Below are 17,760 nucleotides of genomic sequence, written 5' to 3'. Positions count from 1 at the left end.
TTTCTGACTCGCGGCTCAAGCCCGATTGAGCGCGATCCGTGTGGATCGCGAAATCGCGCCGACGGTGGAAATGGAAAACAGGATGTGGATCTTCCCGCAACGAGGGCGGCCCACCCATCAATCCCATCCAGAAATCTAACGATGCCGAAGCACTCGCACGTTTCCGTTCTCGTAGACTGGCTTGAACCAACGGTCGCTGATTTGGTCAAGCTCCGCGTTCTTACCCCAGGTCAGGATCGCGTCGATCGACTGGTGATGAGCCTCGAGCATGAGGTACCAGAGTAAGGGGCGATCCTCGTCATGATCGACTTTGAGCGCGAGCAGTTCGAGAGTCTCGGAATCGGGCCGGTCGACCGCGGGGTTGAACTGGACGGGAAAGTAATAGTGCCTGGTCTCGTAGTTGTTCCAGATGACATTGCCGGTATCGACGCCGAGAAGGTTGTCGGCGTGGAGGATCGAATTGGAGCGAAAGCGGCTGGGGATCCCCATGAGGAGGGTCGCGACTTTCTGGTTCGTGCCGATGGCTGCGCGGGCTTGCAGCAGGGCGCTCACATTGCGGTTCGAGGTCGCGGCGTATTCCCAGAGGAAGGCCGACTGAATGGCGACAGCCCAGACCAAGGCCAGGGCAGCGGCCCGACCGGTCCATGTCTTGGCCTCGAGATCCAGGAGGGGCACCAAAGCCACTAACCCGAAGAGAAGGACCCGTTGCGGGAGGTAATTGCCGTGGCTCTCACCCAACGTGTCGGGGCCAGCCATCCCGCCGAGGATGAGAACGGCGGCCAGGACTCCCCAGCCACGCCGATCGGGCCAGGTCGTTGGACCCCGGGACGCCCCGCGTTCCCGAAGCATCGTGATCCCTTCCAAAACCAGCGCAATCGCAAAGGCGATGAGTGGCGTGAGGAGGGCAAACCCGAAGTGGGATCCCGGATAGAACGGCAGAACAACCTTGCTGGCCAGCGAGATGGGCTCGGCCCAACTCAACTGGGCATGCCAGGAAGACAGCGAGAACGGATCGGACAGGTGTTTCCAGACCGGCTTCATCGGCCCCCCGTTCCGGGTGAGACCGAGATAGATCCATCCGAGGGGAACGAGCGGAAGCAGACCGAGCGCCGTCCAACCTGCCCGGGCAAACCGTCGCTCCCCCGGCGCAAAAAAGGCGAGCACGACAAGCCCAACGACGGTCAGTCCCAGGCTGACCAGATGGTTGAAGTACCCGAGTACCATCAACGCCCAGAGAACCGCGACCCGCCCCGGCCAGAGTCGCTCGCGACCGTGCCACCAGATCCCGAGGGTGATGGGAAACAGGCAGGCTCCGAGCATGAAGCTGGTGAAGCCGAGAAGCCAGGGAAGGTTGATCGCCAGGAGCACCGCCAGAAGTGCCGCCAGGGGCATCCCACGCCAACCCACGACCCGCCAGCGCAGCCAGACGATCGAGGCTGCGAACCCGATGAGAGTCAGCGTCGTCATGACCCGGTCGGCCACGCGAGCCGGCATCACCCGGAGCAAGAGCGTCAGGGAAAGATGCCCCACCCAGTTCGGCAGCGGCTCCCAACGTACGTGATAGACGTCGCTGAAGAGCGAGTGAGTCTCGAACGAACGCGTAATAATCTGCGCATTATAGAGATGCGCCGGCCCATCTTGGGTGACGAACCAAGGGGTCGCCCAGATGGCGATCAGTGCGGGCGAGAGTGCAACGACGAAGACCCGCAGGCCCCACCGTCGAGACCGCGCCGAGTCCGTTTCGGACGCGAGAAGAGTCGTGGATGACAAGGCGGCACGCGTCCCAACGTAAGCCAGCCCGGTCTTCTCTGCCCCAGAAGAGTGGAGAAGACCGGGCTCGGGGTGCGTAACAACCGGACTGACGACCGTCCATCGTCCTCCGGATTGCGTCTCTCAGAGAAGCAGGGAGGTCGGGTCGCAGCCGCTGTTGTGCGGCAAGGTCCTAAATCACGCGGCGCTCACCGACGTCGGGCAACGCAGGCTCGACCTGGCGATAGACAGACTATAACGCATGTTTGACCCGACCGCCAATAAAAAGGGCCCCGGGGCAAAGACCGCGGCGCAGGCCCGATCCTGGTGCTGCGTTTCACCGGCAGCAAGTTGATCGACGTGCGCATCGCCGGGCGGAACCTCTACCCGCTGGCCGACGGGGTCAGCCTGCATCTCGTCCATTGGGTGCGGGCGCTGCCGCCCGGCATGGACATCGAGGGCGATTTGAAGAGAAGACGGTGATCAGCAAAATCGTCATCGGGCCGTCACAGCGCCAATACGCCCGGCGGGCGGCGCGGACGGCGTAACGAGCCGACCATCCCTCCCGGGCGAGCGCTACGGCGCGAAGTTGGGCGGGCCGCCGGACATCGCGGAGGACAGTGATTCCTCTGCGGCTGTGTAGCTGCCGGAATCATCATTCATCGGGAGATACGGCGCCCATCCGCGCCATTCGTGGTAGCGGGCCATCGCCTCGTCCCAACTCGACGCCTCGACGGACCAGACCAGCATTGCATCAGGGGAAACAAGGGCGCGGGCCGATTGATTGACAACCGGGAAGAAGCTGCCGTCGCTCCAGGCTTGGTGCAGCACGATCGCCTCCGCCGCCTAGCGAGAAAAGTAGGCGTTCAACTGCTGCAGATAGTCTTGGTCGCTCGAAGGAAGCGGCGCGAACGGGAGTTGCTCTATCTTTCCGTCCGCCTTGACTCGAAACAACGAGCCGCTCGCCAGATTCAAGGGCGTGCCGTTGATCACGACTTGAGTCGGCTTCGCCGAATCGCTCAAAAGCATGACATCCGGCTTCCCTTTGGCGTGCAGCCTGACGTCTGTCTTCCACGCGTTCGTTGCCGTGTTGGACGAACTGCGCGCCGATGAGTTCCAGTTGCCCGAGAGGTAGATCGCGAAGTTGCTCTCGGGGTGTAATACGTAGTAGAGACTGCCGTCATTGCTCGAAACAAGGCCTTCGCGATTCGTCAATGGGATCTGTCGACCTAACAACATTGGCCCGGTTGCCAAAACGCCCAGCGCTCCGACAACCACGATAGCGGCGCCGATTCGCCACATGGCCTCTCCTTACTTATAGGGGACTTCCGCCGACTACAGCGGTTTTCTCTGGGAAACCAAGAGTACGATTCATCGTTCGCCTCTCCAGGCCAGTCGACTGGCCCGAACATGCCTCCCCGACCGGGAGGATGACAGGATCCGCCGGATTCGTCTCGGCGTCACCGTCCAAAGCAGAGGTGTCCAGCGTCACGGGATCCACTCGTCCAATAAATCATCGCATCCTCCATCGAATCCAGCAATATAAACCGGTTCGCTTTGGGGGTGCCAAAGACCGCCAAAATCAAGATCAAAGAAACGGTCAATCCGGGCCGGCCAGGATACGATCGGCCCTCAGGAAAAGGAGCGTCACCTGGTTTGGGCTCGCGGGTGGACTTACCCCCTTGTTAGACTTTTCCCAAGAGTTGTCCCCCCGAAATTGGAGCCGCCTTTGATGTCACGGAATGACGTCTCTCCCCCCTGGACGCAGCACGTCGTCCCCGCGACTTCCCAAGCACCTGGCCCTGAATCCACCAGTTCCATTCCCACGTCCGAGACCGGGGATCGGTTCGCGTCCTGGGTGTTGCGCGGCCCCTTGATCGTGGCGCTTGGCAGTCTCTGCCTGCTCCAGCTCGCGACCTGGATTCCCCACTACCTGACCTGGCCCTACTGGGCCGATCACGACGTCTTCGCCACGATCGCGCAAGGGTGGGACGATGGGCTCTTGCCCTACCGCGACCTCCGCTGCAACAACTTCCCCGGGACGATCTACCTGTTCTGGATCCTGGGCAAAGCGTTCGGGTGGGGCAGGACCATGCCCTTCTACGCGGTCGACGCAGCCATGCTGGTGGCGCTCGGAGGTTTGCTGCTCGCCTGGAGCCGCCGTCGGCTCGGCGGGGTCCTGCCGGGCCTGGTCGGCTATCTCACCTTCCTGAGTTACTACCTGAGCCTCGACTACGCACACGCCGCCCAGCGCGACTGGCAGGGGCCTTTCTTCGCAGTCGCCAGCCTGCTGGCCATGCAAACCTGGCCCAGCCGCGCGGGCCGGCTCGGCTCGGCCTTGACGATGGCCCTGGCGATCAACTTCCGGCCCCAGACGGTGCTCTTCCTGCCTGCCATGGCACTCGCGATCGACGAGGCAAGTCGCCGGCCGGGCGAATCAGCAGGCAAAGCCATCCGGGAACTCTTGGTCTGGGGAACCGCCTTCACCCTCTTCCTCGCTGCCTCGTTTGTGCCCCTGGTCATGACAGGGGTCTTCCACGACTTCGTTCAAGGGGTGCGCCTGACCGCCTACGGGGGGTCGTATAACCGGGTCACTCCCGCCTCGATCCTGATGGGGTGGTTCACCCTGCTCGCGCCTCTGCGAATGTCGCTGATCCCGGTGGCGATCGGTCTGCTCGCTCTCCGAACCGATGTGGCGAACCGAAGGATGGCGCTCGTCTGGCTCGCGGCGTTGGGGTTCGGCTCACTCTACAAGCCGCTCAGTCCCATCGCGCACTCTTATCTCAACATTCCGTTGATGCTCATCTGGGCGGTCAGCCTGGCGGTCCTCGTCCATCTCGTGCTGGCGCTGGCCCGGCCATCCCCCTCGCTCCAACTCACCGCCACTCTGGTGATTCTCGCCCTCGGGGTCACGGTTCGGCCGGAGTTCTGCGTCACCGGGCCGACCCTTCGCGCCCTGGCGTCGTTCCGGCAGGGGAGCTTGCCCGACCAGAACCCGCCGGGATATCGCGTGGGCACAGTCCCCACGTCAGGCTTCTATCCCTGGCAAGATTATCGGGCGCTGATCGATCACCTGAAACACCGGACAACGCCCGAGACCAGGGTGGCCAACGTCCTGAAGGGGGACCCGGCCATCACCTCGCCGGCAGCGCGACACTCGGTCTTCCCCGCCGAGTCGATGGCCTGGCTGCGAATGCTCTGCCCCGAACAGCAGGAGGATTTCGCCAAGATTCTCGCGCAAACCGAAAACGCGGTCGTCGTCTGGATCCCGGGCGAAATCGGTCCCGACCCCAAGTTCAACCTCGACACGCTCGTGGCGGTCATCCGCGAGCACTACCGCCCCGACGTCAAGTTCGGAGCCATCGAGGTCTGGAAGAGAAAAGTCGAGCCCCAATAGCGCGGCCGGCCCGTTCGTTGGGAAGCGCGCAAAGAAAGAAAGACGCCGCGTCACTCCGGATTACCCGGGGCGAAGCGGCGTCTTCATGGTTGATGGGACAAACGTGACGATCGACTCAGACGAGCACAAGCTCAGTCGGTGGGATCGACCTGATCACGAGTCCAAGTCATTTCGGGGTGATCGGGCGCTCGGCTCCGACCGGATCCTTCGAGGCGGGGGCGGGAGCCGGCGCGGGAGCAGCGTCAGCCGCCGGGGCGGGCGGAGCGGCGGGCTCTCCGCTGCAACCCACCAGGGACGTCAGGAGCAGGAAACCGAAGAGGGAACGCTGTCCAAGGGAAATCATCGGTCGTAGTTCCTCGCGTGGTATCGAGCAGGCAAACCCCGCCCGACCGGAACGATTGCCGGTCGGGCCTGAAAAACTTCTGAAGGCAACAATAAGGCCGTTCGGCAACCCATCAATAGGCGTCGGCACTGACGACTTCGCCGCCGTACTTGGTCCCCAGCGCCCACCAGGTCTGCAGATTGACCGAGTCCTTGATGAACTTGACCGACCCATCGGCGAAGCCGACGTTGACGCCGCCGGAGTGATTGCTCGTGGGGGGGAGTGACGCCGAGGGGCCGCCCCAGACCGCGTTGTCATTGGCACACGCCAAGCTGTTCGGGGCACCGAAGTGCGTGTACGCGTTCATCACCGTGTACGGGGGATAGGCCGAGGTCCAGCTCAATCCCGAATAGCTCGAAGCCGACGCCGTGCTCGCCGGGGTCGATTTGCACTTATTAATAAACGACAGGGCATTCGCCGGATCACCGGTGTCGTGGGCGATGGCGGCGGGTTGCGGGAAGAGCCCGCGTTTGGCATTGATCGAGCCCGCCGTGAAGGCAGGGCCGGACGGGCCCACTCCATACAACTTTTCGCTGAAGAGCGCCGTGTTCGACGTGCCGTCGACGACTGCGGCAAAGGTCACCGGTCCCCCGGCGCCATAGCCTGAGCCAATGGTGGTCGCAATCCCCGAATGATTGGGAACAATCGTCCCGGAATGTGTCGAGATGACGCCGGGACCGCCGGCATTCCCGTAATAATTCATCGTGCCCATGCCCCCGTTGGTCATGTCCGGGTGCACGGCAAGGTTCTCGGAGGGGCAAAGCAGAGTGGCGATCTGGGCACGGCCCACCGTGCTATTCTTGAAACCGTTGCCGTTGGTGCAGCCGGTGTCCCAATTCGCCCCTTGGACCGTGAAAACGAAATTGAAGGCGTCGAACATCGCCTGCTGCTCGAGACCGGGGAGGACGGCCAGCGGCCACGACGAGCTCCAACCGCAACTGTAGTTCGAGGCGTTGGGATACATATCCTTCAAAGGAAAACAGTTATTCTTGTCAGCGTAGTTATGCACGGCCAGGCCGAGCTGCTTGAGGTTATTGACGCACTGCGAACGCCGAGCGGCCTCGCGGGCAGCCTGCACCGCAGGCAAGAGCAAGGCGATGAGCACGGCGATGATCGCGATCACCACCAGCAGCTCGATCAACGTGAAACCACGCCTTGGTCGACTGACATTCTGCATCACTTTGGAAGCTCCCGGGAACGGTGAGAAGAATGGATAACGCAACGAGCATCCGGCGGAGAATGAAGGCAGTGAACCGGAGCTTCAGACGCAACGCGTCTGCCCCTCAGTAGAGTCACCTCACAAGCACGCACAACATAATGTAAAGAATTCAGGAAATCAATAAGAGCGATCGGCAACAGACGACCTGTCACCATCCGCATTGAGGGCGATTGGGGACTAAGGATTTCGTGGTCGACACTTGAGTGTGGCGTGAGAAGGTCATCCCGGTCCGACGGCAGCAACCTAAGCGCATGTCGGCGTGAAGCTCCCTAAAATCCTCCGTCGTGAGACGCAAAGGATGAGGCATGAGGAGTCTGATGATATCGAGAAGTCTCTGGGAGGGAAGAGAATCTCGACGTACCAAGCAAGTAGGTAGGAGAAAACTCACCGGGGTTGCATGTGCAATCGCCACCGGCCATCCGATCGGTCGATCACATCCCAAATGCTATCGAGGAATTGAGAGAAAGTCAACGCAGCCAATAAAGAAATGACGACTGAAGTATCCCGCTTGATCTAGATCCGAAAACCACGTGATATCCATCTTTGAAAGCATTACAAAAGACCCATCTACTATCCATCGCTCCTCGGAACGGGAAGGGATCCCACGGGTTATGCGTTCAAGGTCAATCGACCCGCGCGTGCCACCGCCCCGACGCCCGTTGCCAAGCGATCGAGGCCAGCCGCAGCGATGTTTAGCGTGGGTCGTCCTGACGGGTGGCCCCACGGGAGCCGGCGTAGAAGCCGAATCGGTCCTTGATGGCTTCGTGCCCCGTCTTGGGATCCGCATAAACCCAGGCCACGTCCTGAACGAGTTGCCCTTGGGGATCGACGAAATCAACCCAGCGACAGGTCCCCTTGAACGGGCAAGTGTAGGTCCGATCACTCATCCGAAGAACCTGGTGGTTGACCAGCCTGGAATCGTAATAAAGATTCCCTTCGTACGTAAGGAGCCCACGGCCGGCGACCGCTTCAGCCAGAGGAGTGCCCGAGTTCTTCTCGCGAATAATGACGCCCACCGGTCAACGTTCCTTCCTAATCTCGTGTCCCAATGAGGAGAACGCCGCCGCGCGCACTCAACCGTTTCACCAGGAGTATACCCGACCCGGCCAGCCCGGTCGACGACAGCTCTGACGACCGTGGCCCTGAGTTCGTGAACACGACCCAGCCGTCACAACCGAAATTCTGAGAGTTCTTGCGACAGCGTGAGGGGAAGGGGGGACCGACCGAAACACCAGTACCAGCCGCATTCGAGACCGTCAACGCCTCTCTTATTTCATTAAGAACAGAGGCTTGTATTTAAAGCCATCAAGCAAGAATGGATGGAGACGAAACGCTCGGTTCCCATTGCCAACAGAATAAGGCACCAGCGAAATGATTCATATCACAATAAGCCGAGCACCGACGAGTTCGCCCCCTCTTCTTCAGGAGCGAGTCTCACACATGAGTGCGCCCGCAACGTCATGGCCGGTTGGATTGATGGATAACGACATCCACCCACATCCCGTCCCGAAAGCCCCAACTCCCTTACGTTGATTCCTCAGCGCGGGAATCGATCGGAAGACAGGGAACAGAAGAGGAGGACGGCGAGCCGGCCCCCCCCTTGACGAAAAAAGACGAGCCTGCATAGGCTAAATTCAAAAACCTCTTCATGTTTTTGCTAGGCGTCAATTTCCCGACCCGCGAGGCAAGACGAAGCTGAGGTGGTGGGCGCAATGGATGGCGTGGAGTCGGCTCCACTCGTCACGGGTCAACTCACCGAAGATCGGGTGCATGGCGAGCGGCTCTTGGTAACCGGCGTAATACCGTAAGGTCGCGCGGAGAGCCTCGGCCTCGGCGCGCGCGTCGAGGCCTGGCTTGGGACAGAATCGGGAGGGGAGCTGGACCCCCGTGGCCATTCGGCCGGTCTGGAAGACCCGCCGGCGTCTCACCGCCCCCAGCGTCTTCCGATAAATCCAGGGGGTGCGGAACGGGAAACCATCGACCGAGCCAGTGATCCCCGTGGCGAGATGGTTGCAGATCTGCCCCAGGGACCAATTCCCCAGCGTCTCGTGCCCCTCGAGAAGCTGATCCACATCGGGCATGACGCGATCCAGGGTGGCGAAACTCAAAGTCCGACGCTCGGCCATTGCAAGTAATCCTCTGTCGTCGACGCCGCTGTCTCCATCCAAAATCCATTGAGAGAAGACATCAACTCTCCGGCGGCTTTGCCTTTCGCAACAACACGATCTCTTTATCCCGGCGCAACCGACGCACCGTCGCCTCGTCCCAATCGATGTCCTCGTGCTCGAGCCAGTCGAGCGCCCGAATTCGAGCCTCATCGGGGATCGGCACTTCGACCTCGGCGTGACGAACGACGACACCGGCAAAGGCGAGCCGCTCAACCTCATCCCACTCCTCGAACGGCTTTCCGACCGTTTCGACCAGGGCCGCGAGTGCGGCGGTGAGCGTCTCGAGATTGGCGAGTTTCTGTTGAACCTGGTCGAACGTCAATGGACTGCGATCGTCCATCAGGTCGTCGTAGACCGCCCCATGGACCTCCTCGAAACCTGCCTCGAGGGCGTCGGACGCGTCGTCGTTCTCGAAGCTCTTCACTCCCCAATGACCCATTGCGTCTTACCCTCGCCCCAGGCGGCCCCGGCTGGCCGTCATCGACCCGACGGGTTCACCGGTGGTTCCGAACACGGCCAGTCCCGCTGGCGCACAGTCGAGATAGATCGACTCGATGCGGTCGCGGGGCACAAGAAACGTCTCGTGATAAATGCCTAGATCGCCCTTGGTTCGCATCCGCTCGACGGCCTGCCGCCACCACTCCGAATGAGGAGGCCGGTGCGACCACGCTTCGAGGTCCTCGAAGCTTCGCCAATACTGCCACACGCCAAAATGTTTCCGGCCGAGCGAAAACCGTTCCGAATGCAACAGGCCCGCGCCCGCGACAATCGCTTCGGCGGCCGAACGATCGATCGCCCGCGCCAGCCGAATGGCGTAGAAGACAGCCCGAACGCTGCGAACCTGGATCCCCAGTCGGATCAGGCAGAGCTCGGGCATCGACTCGGGCAAGGTGGCGATGACACGTCGCACGAAACACCCCACAAGACATGCAAACACAAAAAAAAGATCAAGCCACGAAAAAGACGGCGTTCCACAAAAAACCATTCATTCAATCTCTCGACAAATCCGCCGAATTCTCCCTATTTTTAATTTCGCGTGGTTTTCGGAGCGAGGTCTTCTCGATCACGAACGCTCGGCTTTGGGATCAGTCACCCGAATAGAGGCGTGCGCCAGCCATGAGCGCCGCGAGGCGGCGGGGGGGAGCGACGAAGGTCGGGCGTGCGACGGGGGTGTTCGCGACCAGTTCGGTGGGGGAGAGGACATGGCCGTCGATCGTGCCAAAGTGACAGCCCGCCTCGGCCGCGATCACGGCCCCGGCAGCCACGTCGTGCGCCGCTTCGCCGAGAAAGGTGCAAGCCTGGAGCCGGCCGGCGACGACGAAGGTCATCTCGCAGCAGGCGCTGCCCAGGTCGCGGAGCCGGCCCGGTAGGGACCTGGGGTCGACGGCCCGCAAGGCGTTGGTGCCGACACAGACGTTGTCCTGGACGTGAAACGTATCCGCGTCGCGCACCAGGAGCCGCTCGCCGTCGCGCCAGGCTCCGCCCCCCTTAACGGCCCAGAACATCTCGCCCAGGGGGGGGATCACGATCACGCCGAGGACCGGCTCTCCCTGGTCGAGCAGGCCGATGCTGACGGCCCAGAGCGGCAGCCCGTGGACCATGTTGCCGGTCCCGTCGATCGGGTCAATCGACCATCGTCGCGGACCGCCCCCTCCCGCCTCGGCGTATTCTTCGCCCGTCAGCCGATCCTTCGGAAACCGCTGGCCGAGCCGCTCTCGAATGAACTGCTCGAGGTCGTGGTCGAGGTCGGTCACGAAGCTCTTGTTGGTTTTTTCCTGGGGAGTGACACCGCGGAACCGCCCCAGCGCCACGGCAGAGGCCTCGGCAGCCAGGGCCTTCACAAAATCGAGGTCGGCGGCAAGCGTCGAGGGGTCGTGGTCATGCATTCGGGTCGTTCCGGCGGGCCCTAACTCAAAGGGGTGAGACCCCCCAAAGGTATGCCATCGCCGGTATCGGCGGCAAGGTGGATTCGCGCCGGCCGGGCGGCCGCTGGCGCCGACCGCGAAGTCCGGAGCGGCGGAGGGGTGGAATCATCCTGGTTCGACGGTACAATGGTGCGATGCGGGCACGGACGTCCCTCAGTCTGACGTCGAGATTGTTGACGGCACGGCCGTGTCCAGTTGAGACTGCCCGCGCTCCTCGCCAGGCTTCGGGCCGGCGGGGTCGCGGGAAACGGGCGGCCGTCACGGACGGAGGGCCGCCCCCACATTCCTTTGCTTGTTTGTTTTCTCAGAACACGCGGATCAAACGAAGACTTGTCCCGACGGACAGGCATCAGCCGAATTGTGCTGGGTTAGGGTGACTGTCACGCATGCCGATCCGCCTCGATAAACTCGTCTCCGAGAGATTCGGTCTCTCACGAAGGGCCGCGCAGGACGCCGTGCGCAACGGCCGAATTGACCTCGAGGGGGAGCGTTGCGACGAACCGGGACGGGAGGTCGAGACCGACACTCCCATCGCGTTCTTCCCCAACCGCCCCAAGGCTCGGATCGTCGCCGGCCGGCTCCGCGTGCTCCACGAGGACCAACACGTCCTGATCGTGGACAAGCCGGCGGGCGTACTGACCCTGCCCACTCCCGACCGCGAACGCGACACCTTGATCGAGCGCGCCGGCCGCTACCTGACGATCCGCCACGGCAACCCCAAGCCGTTCGTGGGAGTCGTCCACCGGCTCGACAAGGACACCTCCGGAGCGCTCGCCCTGGCCCGGACTCACGAGGCCGTCCGCGCGTTCCAGGCCCTCTTCAAGGCGCACGACATCGAGCGGCAGTACCTCGCCGTGGTCGAAGGCCTGCCCGCACGCGCCAGCGGAACCATCGACCTCCCCTTGATCACCGATCGCGGCGACCTGAGGCGCGGGGTCGGGCGACGGCCGGGGGAGGGGAGGGCGGCGATCACACACTACCGCGTCATCGAGCAGTTCGGACCGGTCGCCAGCCTCGTCGCCTGCTGGCTCGAAACCGGGCGAACCCACCAGATCCGCATCCATATGGCCGAGATCGGTCATCCTGTCGTCGGCGACGCCGTCTATCGACCCCGCAACCGCCCGCGTTGCAAGGCGCAGTTCCAACGCCAGGCCCTCCACGCACAAACGCTCGGGTTCCGGCACCCGCTCACCGGCCAGGACATCATGGTCGAAGCCACCGTGCCTCACGACATGGACGCCTTGATCGTCGACCTCCGCAATCGCTACGGAATCCGCGGCGCGGGGGGGTAAGGCTTGGGCTCAGAGCCATAGACCCCGCCCACTCTTGAATTGAATCATATCAATTCAAATAGAATTGCAGGCGGGGCACCCGCGATCCCAGGGGGAACTCACCCGGGAACAGCGTCTAGGCCCTGCTTGGTGTTCCTCTTCTCAAGGGTTGTCTGCTTTGGAGCGAGCCGGCGCTTCCTCGACTTTGTCCTTATCCTTCGCAACCGGCTTCTCAAAGACGATGATGTGCTGCCAGGGGAGGAAGTCGAACTTCTCCTTGAACTTGAACCCTTGGGGTTCGAGCTCGCGGCGAACCTGGGCGAAGGTCATCTTGTGCTCGGGCTTGATCGGCACCTCGGGATCTTCGCCACGGAATTCGACCAGGACGAGCCGGCCCCCCGGCTTCAAAGCCTTGAGCAGACCTTGAAGCGTGGTCTCAGGGTCGACGCACTCGTGGTAGACGTCGACCATCAGCACCAGATCCACTTTCCCCTCGGGAAGCTTGGTGTCGGTCGACGTGCAACGGATCGGCCGGACGTTCTTCAGGCCGGCCGCGCGGGCATTGGCCGCGAGCATTTGGAGCATCTCGGGCTGAACGTCGGTCGCCAGCACGATCCCCTCGGATCCGACCCGGCGCGCGAGCTTGAGGCTCGTGTAGCCGACCCCGGCGCCGACATCGGCCACGGTCGACCCCGGCTTGATCTTCAGGGCGTCGAGCATCGCCTCGGGCTGCTCTTCCTGCTCCCGCGTGTCGCGCACGAGCCAGTCGGCCCCGTGGAACGACATCACGTCGGCAATCGGCCGGCCCATGTACATCCGAGGGCCGGCAGAAGAGCGGCGAGGCCGTCGCAACGGCTTCGCCTGATCCTGCGGATCCCTCTCCTTCTCGAGCTCCTTCTGCGGAGCTGGCGCATCGGTCACTTGCGCGGCCAGCGAAGCCTGAAGCAGGAGGAGAACCACAGCCAGCGCGGTTCCCAGAAGACGAATCCGCGTCATGGCAAGCGCTCCCCGACCGAGAAAAGAGGCGAGGTTTTCAGATTACAGGCCGTGGGGAAAAGAAAGATGTCCGCAGGATCCGCCCCGATGAACAAAGCTTTTTGCGGCCCTCAGGTCCGGGACCACAAAAAAAATCGCATTGATGCCTTCGTCGTTCCCAGGGGCTTGCGCCCCTGGCGGTGGACGGTTGCCCTTCCAGGGCTGCGAAATGCGGACGGAACGATTCTCACTTCCCTTTAGTCGGCCAAGGCGTAGCGGACGATGCAGTACAAGGCCTGCACGCCGTCTTTCCAGCCGATCTTCTTCCCTTCGCGATAGTCTCGGCCGTTGTAGCTGACGGGAATTTCGTAGATCCGGCACCGCCGCGACGGCCGGTTCTCAATCGCAGGGACTTTGAACCGAGCGACCTTGGCCGTCACTTCCGGCTCGAACCCGAACCGGTTGCTCTCCAGGGTAATCCCCTGAATCACCTCGCGACGGAACACCTTGTAGCAGACTTCCATGTCCGTCAGATTCAAATTCGTGAACATGTTGGACAGGAACGTCAAAAACTTGTTGCCCAAGGTGTGCCAGAAGTAGAGCACCCGGTGCGACTCGCCGCTGAACCGAGAGCCGTAGACGACGTCGGCCTTGCCCTCAACGATCGGCTGAACCAGTTGAGGATACTGGGCGGGGTCGTACTCCAGGTCGGCGTCCTGGACAATGACGATCTGGCCGGTCGCACGGGTGAAGCCCGTCCTCAGAGCGGCCCCTTTTCCACGGTTCTTCTCGTGGAAGACGATCGTCAGGTCGGATTCCGTTTCGGCCCACTTGCGGAGGAGATCGGTGGTGCCGTCGGTCGAGCAGTCGTCGACGAGGATGATCTGCTTCGCGATCGGGACCGCACGAACCTGGCGAAGGATCTCATGCAGGGTGTGGACTTCATTGAAGACCGGAATGACCACGGAAAGGACGAGATCGTCGGGAATCCGGTAGATTCCAAGCTGTCGGCAGACAGGCTCGCCAAGGTTGTGGATCAGCCACTCGCGACGCGCATGATCGTCGTCGGGAGTCGCTGCAAGCTGGTCGTGATCGTCGTTTGAATTTGAAGAGGACATAGAGGAAGTATGCGGGAGGGTGCTAGACATCGGGAGACGTTCCTTCGATTCCCTTGACTGACATCAACGCCCAGGCGTCTATCCCCGCCGGACGGCTTTGTGCCCGAGATTATAACAAGACCCCATTCGAGAAAGCTAGCACAAGGCCTATTCTCCGCACGATCACCAGGATCCTTACTCGCCCCAAATAAAGCGGTCCATCGTGGCGTCGCGACGCCACGATGGACCGTTGGGGCCGTTCAGGCCCTCGATTATCAGAGCCCCGCGTGGGGCTTAGTCACTTCAGAATGCCTGAGAGATCATTACTTGGGCGGAGCGGGGGCATCCGTCGCAGCGGCCGGGGGCGGCGGCGGGGTGCTTTCCGAAGCGGGAGCGGGGGCCGGCGGAGCCGGAACCGTGGCCGGGGCGGGAGCAGCCGGGGTCGAAGAAGCCGGGGCGGCCGGAGCCGCGGGGCTCACGATCGCCTGGCCAGTCGGATAGGCCTGGCTCGAAGCGTAGGTATCGCCCATGACAACCGGGGTGTAGCTGCCGAAGACGGCAGGAGCATAGCTCGAGCCGTAGCAACCGCTGTAGCAGCCCACGGTCGCGTAGGCCGCGTCGCAGCAGCTGTTGTATCGCTTGTGGCCGAACAAACCACGGAACAAGCCACCACAATGCTTGCCACCGTAGCAGCCGCCACCGTAGCAGCCACCGCTGTAGCAGGACGAGTAGCAGCTGCTGTAGCAAGCGCTGCTGTAACAAGCACTGCTGCTGTAGCAGGACGAGTAGCCGCTGCTATAGCACGACGAGTAGCAGGAGGGGGCTACGTACGTCGTGTAGCTGACGGGCGCCGAGCCCCCGTAGCATGAGCTATAGCAAGCGCTATAGCACGACGAGGCAACGATTGGACCACAGGTCTTGTGGTGACAACCGACGCCACTGAGGGCCATCAACAAAACGATCGTTCCCTGCATTTCAGACCTCCTGGTGCGATTCGAGATGACCAAACGCGGGGCCGGCAACCACCACTGGACGTACCTTCGTAATCAGTCGGAATGCTCAAGGCCGAGCTCGCCCCATTTGAGCCGATCGACCCCACCCCAGCAATCCGCCGAGTTGCCTTGATCCCTAGACTCTTCTCATTCCTCGCAAAGTCTAATCTGCCGAGAAGCCGAATGCAACATCTCCGCGTGAAAATAGCGAGGCAACACCTATCTGGGAGGCTTATAGCAAATTTTCCGAATATCCCTAATGGTCGATCTTTTGACCGCTATTGGCCTGACTTCCGAGGCGTTGTAGGATCAAGGCTGAGGAGACCCGGTCCCACTGCGAATTTGCCCCTTTTTTTGAGACGGATTCACGCTGCGCTCAAACCGGCCGGCTCTCGAGACCGCTCGCCGGTCGATCGAGAACCCGTCTCTTGTAGGCTTCATTACGGACGGGGACCTTCACGGACGGTCTCGAACCGTGAAGCCTTCCTCCTCCGAAAGTGGGACGTCCCCTCTCTGTCCGTCGAAATCGCAAAAAGAAGGAGCGGCCGTTGGCCAGCAAAGTCAGCAAATTCAATACCGGCTCCCCAGAGGGCCCAAACCAACTCCATCCGGACCGAAGGTGGCCGGCTTGGGCGCGTGGCTTGGCGTCGGTTGGGTTGCTGATTCATGGGATGGCGGTGCTCGCCGGCGCACTGGCGTCACCCCCATCCTCGATCCTCGAGCAGGCTCTCGTCCTCCCCTTCGGCGGCTATCTCCAACGGATTGATCAGGGATACACCTACCGTTATTACGCCCCCGAGCCCCCGCCGACCCCGATTGCGACGGCGACGATCCAGTATGCCGACGGTCGCCCTGACGAGACGATCCGTCTACCCGACCGGACAGTTCGGCCGAGCCTGCGTTATCAACGCCAACTCGCCTTGGCCAACCACCTGGTCGTCGACTTCGAGACCGCCCGAGCCATGACCGGTGACGGCGCCAACAGCACCTGGGCACGGTCGTACGCGCGGCATCTGGCGAAGAGCCGGCCCGGCTGCAAGACAATCACCCTCTACACGCAGACGCATCTGATTCCGGACCCCGAACGGGTCCGCCAAGAACTCGCGGCCCCAGGCCACCGGCGCGTGAACCTCGACGCCGAGGAGTTTTACACGACGCCGGAACGGATCGGAGAGTTCTCTTGCGACGCTTTCTGAACAGCCTGGTCGAATATCCCGCAAGCCTCGGAAGCGCGATCCTTCGGGGCTGGAACGGCTTTTTCTTCACCCCGGCCGACCCGACCGCCCTGGGCCTGATTCGCCTCGGCGTCGGGGCCTTGCTGTTCTGGAGCTTGCTCGTCTACGGGCTCGATCTTCAGGCCTTCTTCGGGTCGGCCGGCTGGGCCGATCCCGAGTCCGTTCGGTTCGTGAACCGGATGCAGGCGCCGGCCGCCTGGTCGTTCTGGTTCCACGTCCCCGATTCCCTGCTCCGGCCGGTCTGGGTCGCCTGCCTGGTCATTGTGGCGATGTTCACGGTGGGCCTCTGGAGCCGGGTGACGGCGGTGCTCGCCTGGGTGATCGTGGTCTCGATCTCGCGGCGGGTTCCGGTCTCGCTGTTCGGGTTCGACCAGATCGTCTCGGCCTGGACGCTCTACCTGGCATTCACCTTCGCGAGTGGTCAGGCGGTCTCGCTCGACCGCTTCCTGGCGCGGTATCGCCTGGCCCGGGCGGCGGTCGCCCGGCGACGTCAGGACGGCCGCTGGGTCGTCCCCTCGGGCCAGCCTGAGCCCTCGGTGTCGGCCAACCTGGCGCTCCGCCTGATTCAGCTCCACCTGGTCTTGATCTACGGGATGGCCGGCCTGGCCAAGCTCCAAGGACCAGGTTGGTGGTCGGGGACGGCGATCTGGGGCGTGCTTGCCTCGGCCGAGTTCGGGCAATTCGACCTCACCTGGCTGGCCGCTTACCCCTGGCTCCTGAACCTGATGACCCATGCCGCCCTGGCGTTCGAGCTCGGCTACCCGATCCTCATCTGGGTCCCGGTGCTCCGCCCCTTGGTCTTGCTCACGGCGGTACTCATGCACGTCGGGATCGCGATCTCCGCGCCCGGGCTGACCGAGTTCGGGCTGGCCATGTTCGCGGGCAACCTCGCCTTCGTCTCGGGTCCTTGGCTGAGGAGCCTGGTCGTCGGCGACGCACAGCCCGCCGGGCGCGTGCTCTACGACGGCGCCTGCCCGCGCTGTCGGGCGTCGATGGCCCTGCTGACCGCGGGCGACCCGGACCGCGTGCTCGAACCGGTGGACCTGACTGCCGTGGACGTGACGACGGTCCACCCGAACCTGACCAAGTCCGCCTGCATCAAGGCGATGCACCTGGTGCGGGCCGACGGCCGGATCGACGTCGGCTACGACGCCGTGGTCACGCTCAGCCGCTGGATCCCCTTATTCTGGCCGCTGGGGCTGATCGGGTCGCTCCCAATTCTTTCCAGGGGCGGCCACCGGGCTTACAATGCAATAGCGGCTTCGCGTCCGCGCGACGTACCTTGCACCGACGACGTCTGTGGCATCCACCCCCCTTCGTCCGTGGCCTGAAGACGGGAGAGCGCCCTCT

At 62.7% G+C, this 17,760-nt stretch carries 18 protein-coding genes; 5 read left to right on the top strand and 13 right to left on the bottom strand.

Features of this window, described 5'->3' with window-relative positions; genetic code table 11:
- Nucleotides 1-135 precede the first annotated feature (135 nt).
- Entirely contained in the window at nt 136-1,770 is a 1,635-nt protein-coding gene (locus SINAC_RS03145; protein WP_015244249.1) for a hypothetical protein, read from the bottom strand.
- Nucleotides 1,771-2,076: 306 nt separating this feature from the next.
- Between SINAC_RS03145 and SINAC_RS40480 the strand changes: the two genes are divergently transcribed.
- Nucleotides 2,077-2,232 carry a hypothetical protein gene (locus tag SINAC_RS40480; RefSeq protein WP_015244248.1) on the top strand — a complete coding sequence of 52 codons (156 nt, stop codon included), beginning with the start codon at nt 2,077-2,079 and terminating at the stop codon, nt 2,230-2,232.
- A gap of 93 nt (nt 2,233-2,325) precedes the next feature.
- Here the strand turns inward: SINAC_RS40480 and SINAC_RS03140 are convergent, their stop codons facing one another.
- Complete coding sequence (locus SINAC_RS03140) at nt 2,326-2,580, bottom strand: hypothetical protein (RefSeq protein ID WP_015244247.1); 255 nt, start codon at nt 2,578-2,580, stop codon at nt 2,326-2,328.
- A gap of 15 nt (nt 2,581-2,595) precedes the next feature.
- Entirely contained in the window at nt 2,596-3,051 is a 456-nt protein-coding gene (locus tag SINAC_RS03135) for a hypothetical protein (RefSeq protein ID WP_015244246.1), read from the bottom strand.
- 430 nt (nt 3,052-3,481) lie between these two features.
- Between SINAC_RS03135 and SINAC_RS03130 the strand changes: the two genes are divergently transcribed.
- On the top strand, nt 3,482-5,146 hold the full coding sequence (locus SINAC_RS03130; RefSeq protein WP_015244245.1) for a hypothetical protein: 1,665 nt from the start codon (nt 3,482-3,484) through the stop codon (nt 5,144-5,146).
- A 166-nt stretch (nt 5,147-5,312) separates the two neighbouring features.
- Here SINAC_RS03130 and SINAC_RS39615 read toward each other — a convergent pair whose 3' ends face one another.
- The 7 genes from SINAC_RS39615 to SINAC_RS03095 form a co-directional block, all read right to left on the bottom strand.
- The gene (locus SINAC_RS39615) at nt 5,313-5,489 is read right to left on the bottom strand and encodes a hypothetical protein (protein WP_015244244.1); all 177 of its coding nucleotides are present in this window, start codon (nt 5,487-5,489) and stop codon (nt 5,313-5,315) included.
- A 112-nt stretch (nt 5,490-5,601) separates the two neighbouring features.
- A complete protein-coding gene (locus SINAC_RS03120; RefSeq protein ID WP_015244243.1) occupies nt 5,602-6,705 on the bottom strand; it encodes a DUF1559 domain-containing protein in 1,104 nt (367 codons plus the stop codon).
- Nucleotides 6,706-7,439: 734 nt separating this feature from the next.
- On the bottom strand, nt 7,440-7,763 hold the full coding sequence (locus tag SINAC_RS03115) for a DUF427 domain-containing protein (RefSeq protein WP_015244242.1): 324 nt from the start codon (nt 7,761-7,763) through the stop codon (nt 7,440-7,442).
- A gap of 648 nt (nt 7,764-8,411) precedes the next feature.
- On the bottom strand, nt 8,412-8,873 hold the full coding sequence (locus SINAC_RS03110) for a DUF1569 domain-containing protein (RefSeq protein ID WP_015244241.1): 462 nt from the start codon (nt 8,871-8,873) through the stop codon (nt 8,412-8,414).
- Between the two features lie 61 nt (nt 8,874-8,934).
- Nucleotides 8,935-9,354 (bottom strand): hypothetical protein, encoded by a 420-nt coding sequence (locus SINAC_RS03105; RefSeq protein WP_015244240.1) that lies wholly within the window; start codon nt 9,352-9,354, stop codon nt 8,935-8,937.
- A 6-nt stretch (nt 9,355-9,360) separates the two neighbouring features.
- On the bottom strand, nt 9,361-9,825 hold the full coding sequence (locus SINAC_RS03100) for a phenylacetaldoxime dehydratase family protein (protein ID WP_157579407.1): 465 nt from the start codon (nt 9,823-9,825) through the stop codon (nt 9,361-9,363).
- 175 nt (nt 9,826-10,000) lie between these two features.
- Nucleotides 10,001-10,801 carry an inositol monophosphatase family protein gene (locus SINAC_RS03095; protein WP_015244238.1) on the bottom strand — a complete coding sequence of 267 codons (801 nt, stop codon included), beginning with the start codon at nt 10,799-10,801 and terminating at the stop codon, nt 10,001-10,003.
- Nucleotides 10,802-11,226: 425 nt separating this feature from the next.
- On the opposite strand from SINAC_RS03095, the gene SINAC_RS03090 reads away from it, so the two are divergent.
- Nucleotides 11,227-12,132 (top strand): RluA family pseudouridine synthase, encoded by a 906-nt coding sequence (locus SINAC_RS03090; RefSeq protein WP_015244237.1) that lies wholly within the window; start codon nt 11,227-11,229, stop codon nt 12,130-12,132.
- A 141-nt stretch (nt 12,133-12,273) separates the two neighbouring features.
- Here SINAC_RS03090 and SINAC_RS03085 read toward each other — a convergent pair whose 3' ends face one another.
- The 3 genes from SINAC_RS03085 to SINAC_RS40475 form a co-directional block, all read right to left on the bottom strand.
- Entirely contained in the window at nt 12,274-13,107 is an 834-nt protein-coding gene (locus SINAC_RS03085; RefSeq protein ID WP_015244236.1) for a class I SAM-dependent methyltransferase, read from the bottom strand.
- A 236-nt stretch (nt 13,108-13,343) separates the two neighbouring features.
- On the bottom strand, nt 13,344-14,234 hold the full coding sequence (locus tag SINAC_RS03080; protein ID WP_015244235.1) for a glycosyltransferase family 2 protein: 891 nt from the start codon (nt 14,232-14,234) through the stop codon (nt 13,344-13,346).
- A gap of 272 nt (nt 14,235-14,506) precedes the next feature.
- Nucleotides 14,507-15,157, bottom strand: coding sequence for a hypothetical protein (locus SINAC_RS40475; protein ID WP_015244234.1), 651 nt, complete (start codon nt 15,155-15,157; stop codon nt 14,507-14,509).
- A 566-nt stretch (nt 15,158-15,723) separates the two neighbouring features.
- Between SINAC_RS40475 and SINAC_RS03070 the strand changes: the two genes are divergently transcribed.
- Together SINAC_RS03070 and SINAC_RS03065 are read left to right on the top strand one after the other, a co-directional pair.
- Nucleotides 15,724-16,371, top strand: coding sequence for a hypothetical protein (locus SINAC_RS03070; protein WP_015244233.1), 648 nt, complete (start codon nt 15,724-15,726; stop codon nt 16,369-16,371).
- Complete coding sequence (locus SINAC_RS03065) at nt 16,356-17,741, top strand: DCC1-like thiol-disulfide oxidoreductase family protein (protein ID WP_015244232.1); 1,386 nt, start codon at nt 16,356-16,358, stop codon at nt 17,739-17,741. The genes SINAC_RS03070 and SINAC_RS03065 overlap by 16 nt, the downstream gene beginning before the upstream one ends.
- The last annotated feature ends 19 nt before the right edge of the window (nt 17,742-17,760 follow it).

Origin of the sequence: Singulisphaera acidiphila DSM 18658 (assembly GCF_000242455.2) — a bacterium.
Classification (GTDB): Bacteria; Planctomycetota; Planctomycetia; order Isosphaerales; family Isosphaeraceae; genus Singulisphaera; species Singulisphaera acidiphila.
The sequence above is the reverse complement of the archived record's forward strand: the minus strand, read 5'-3'. Positions and strand labels throughout refer to the sequence as shown.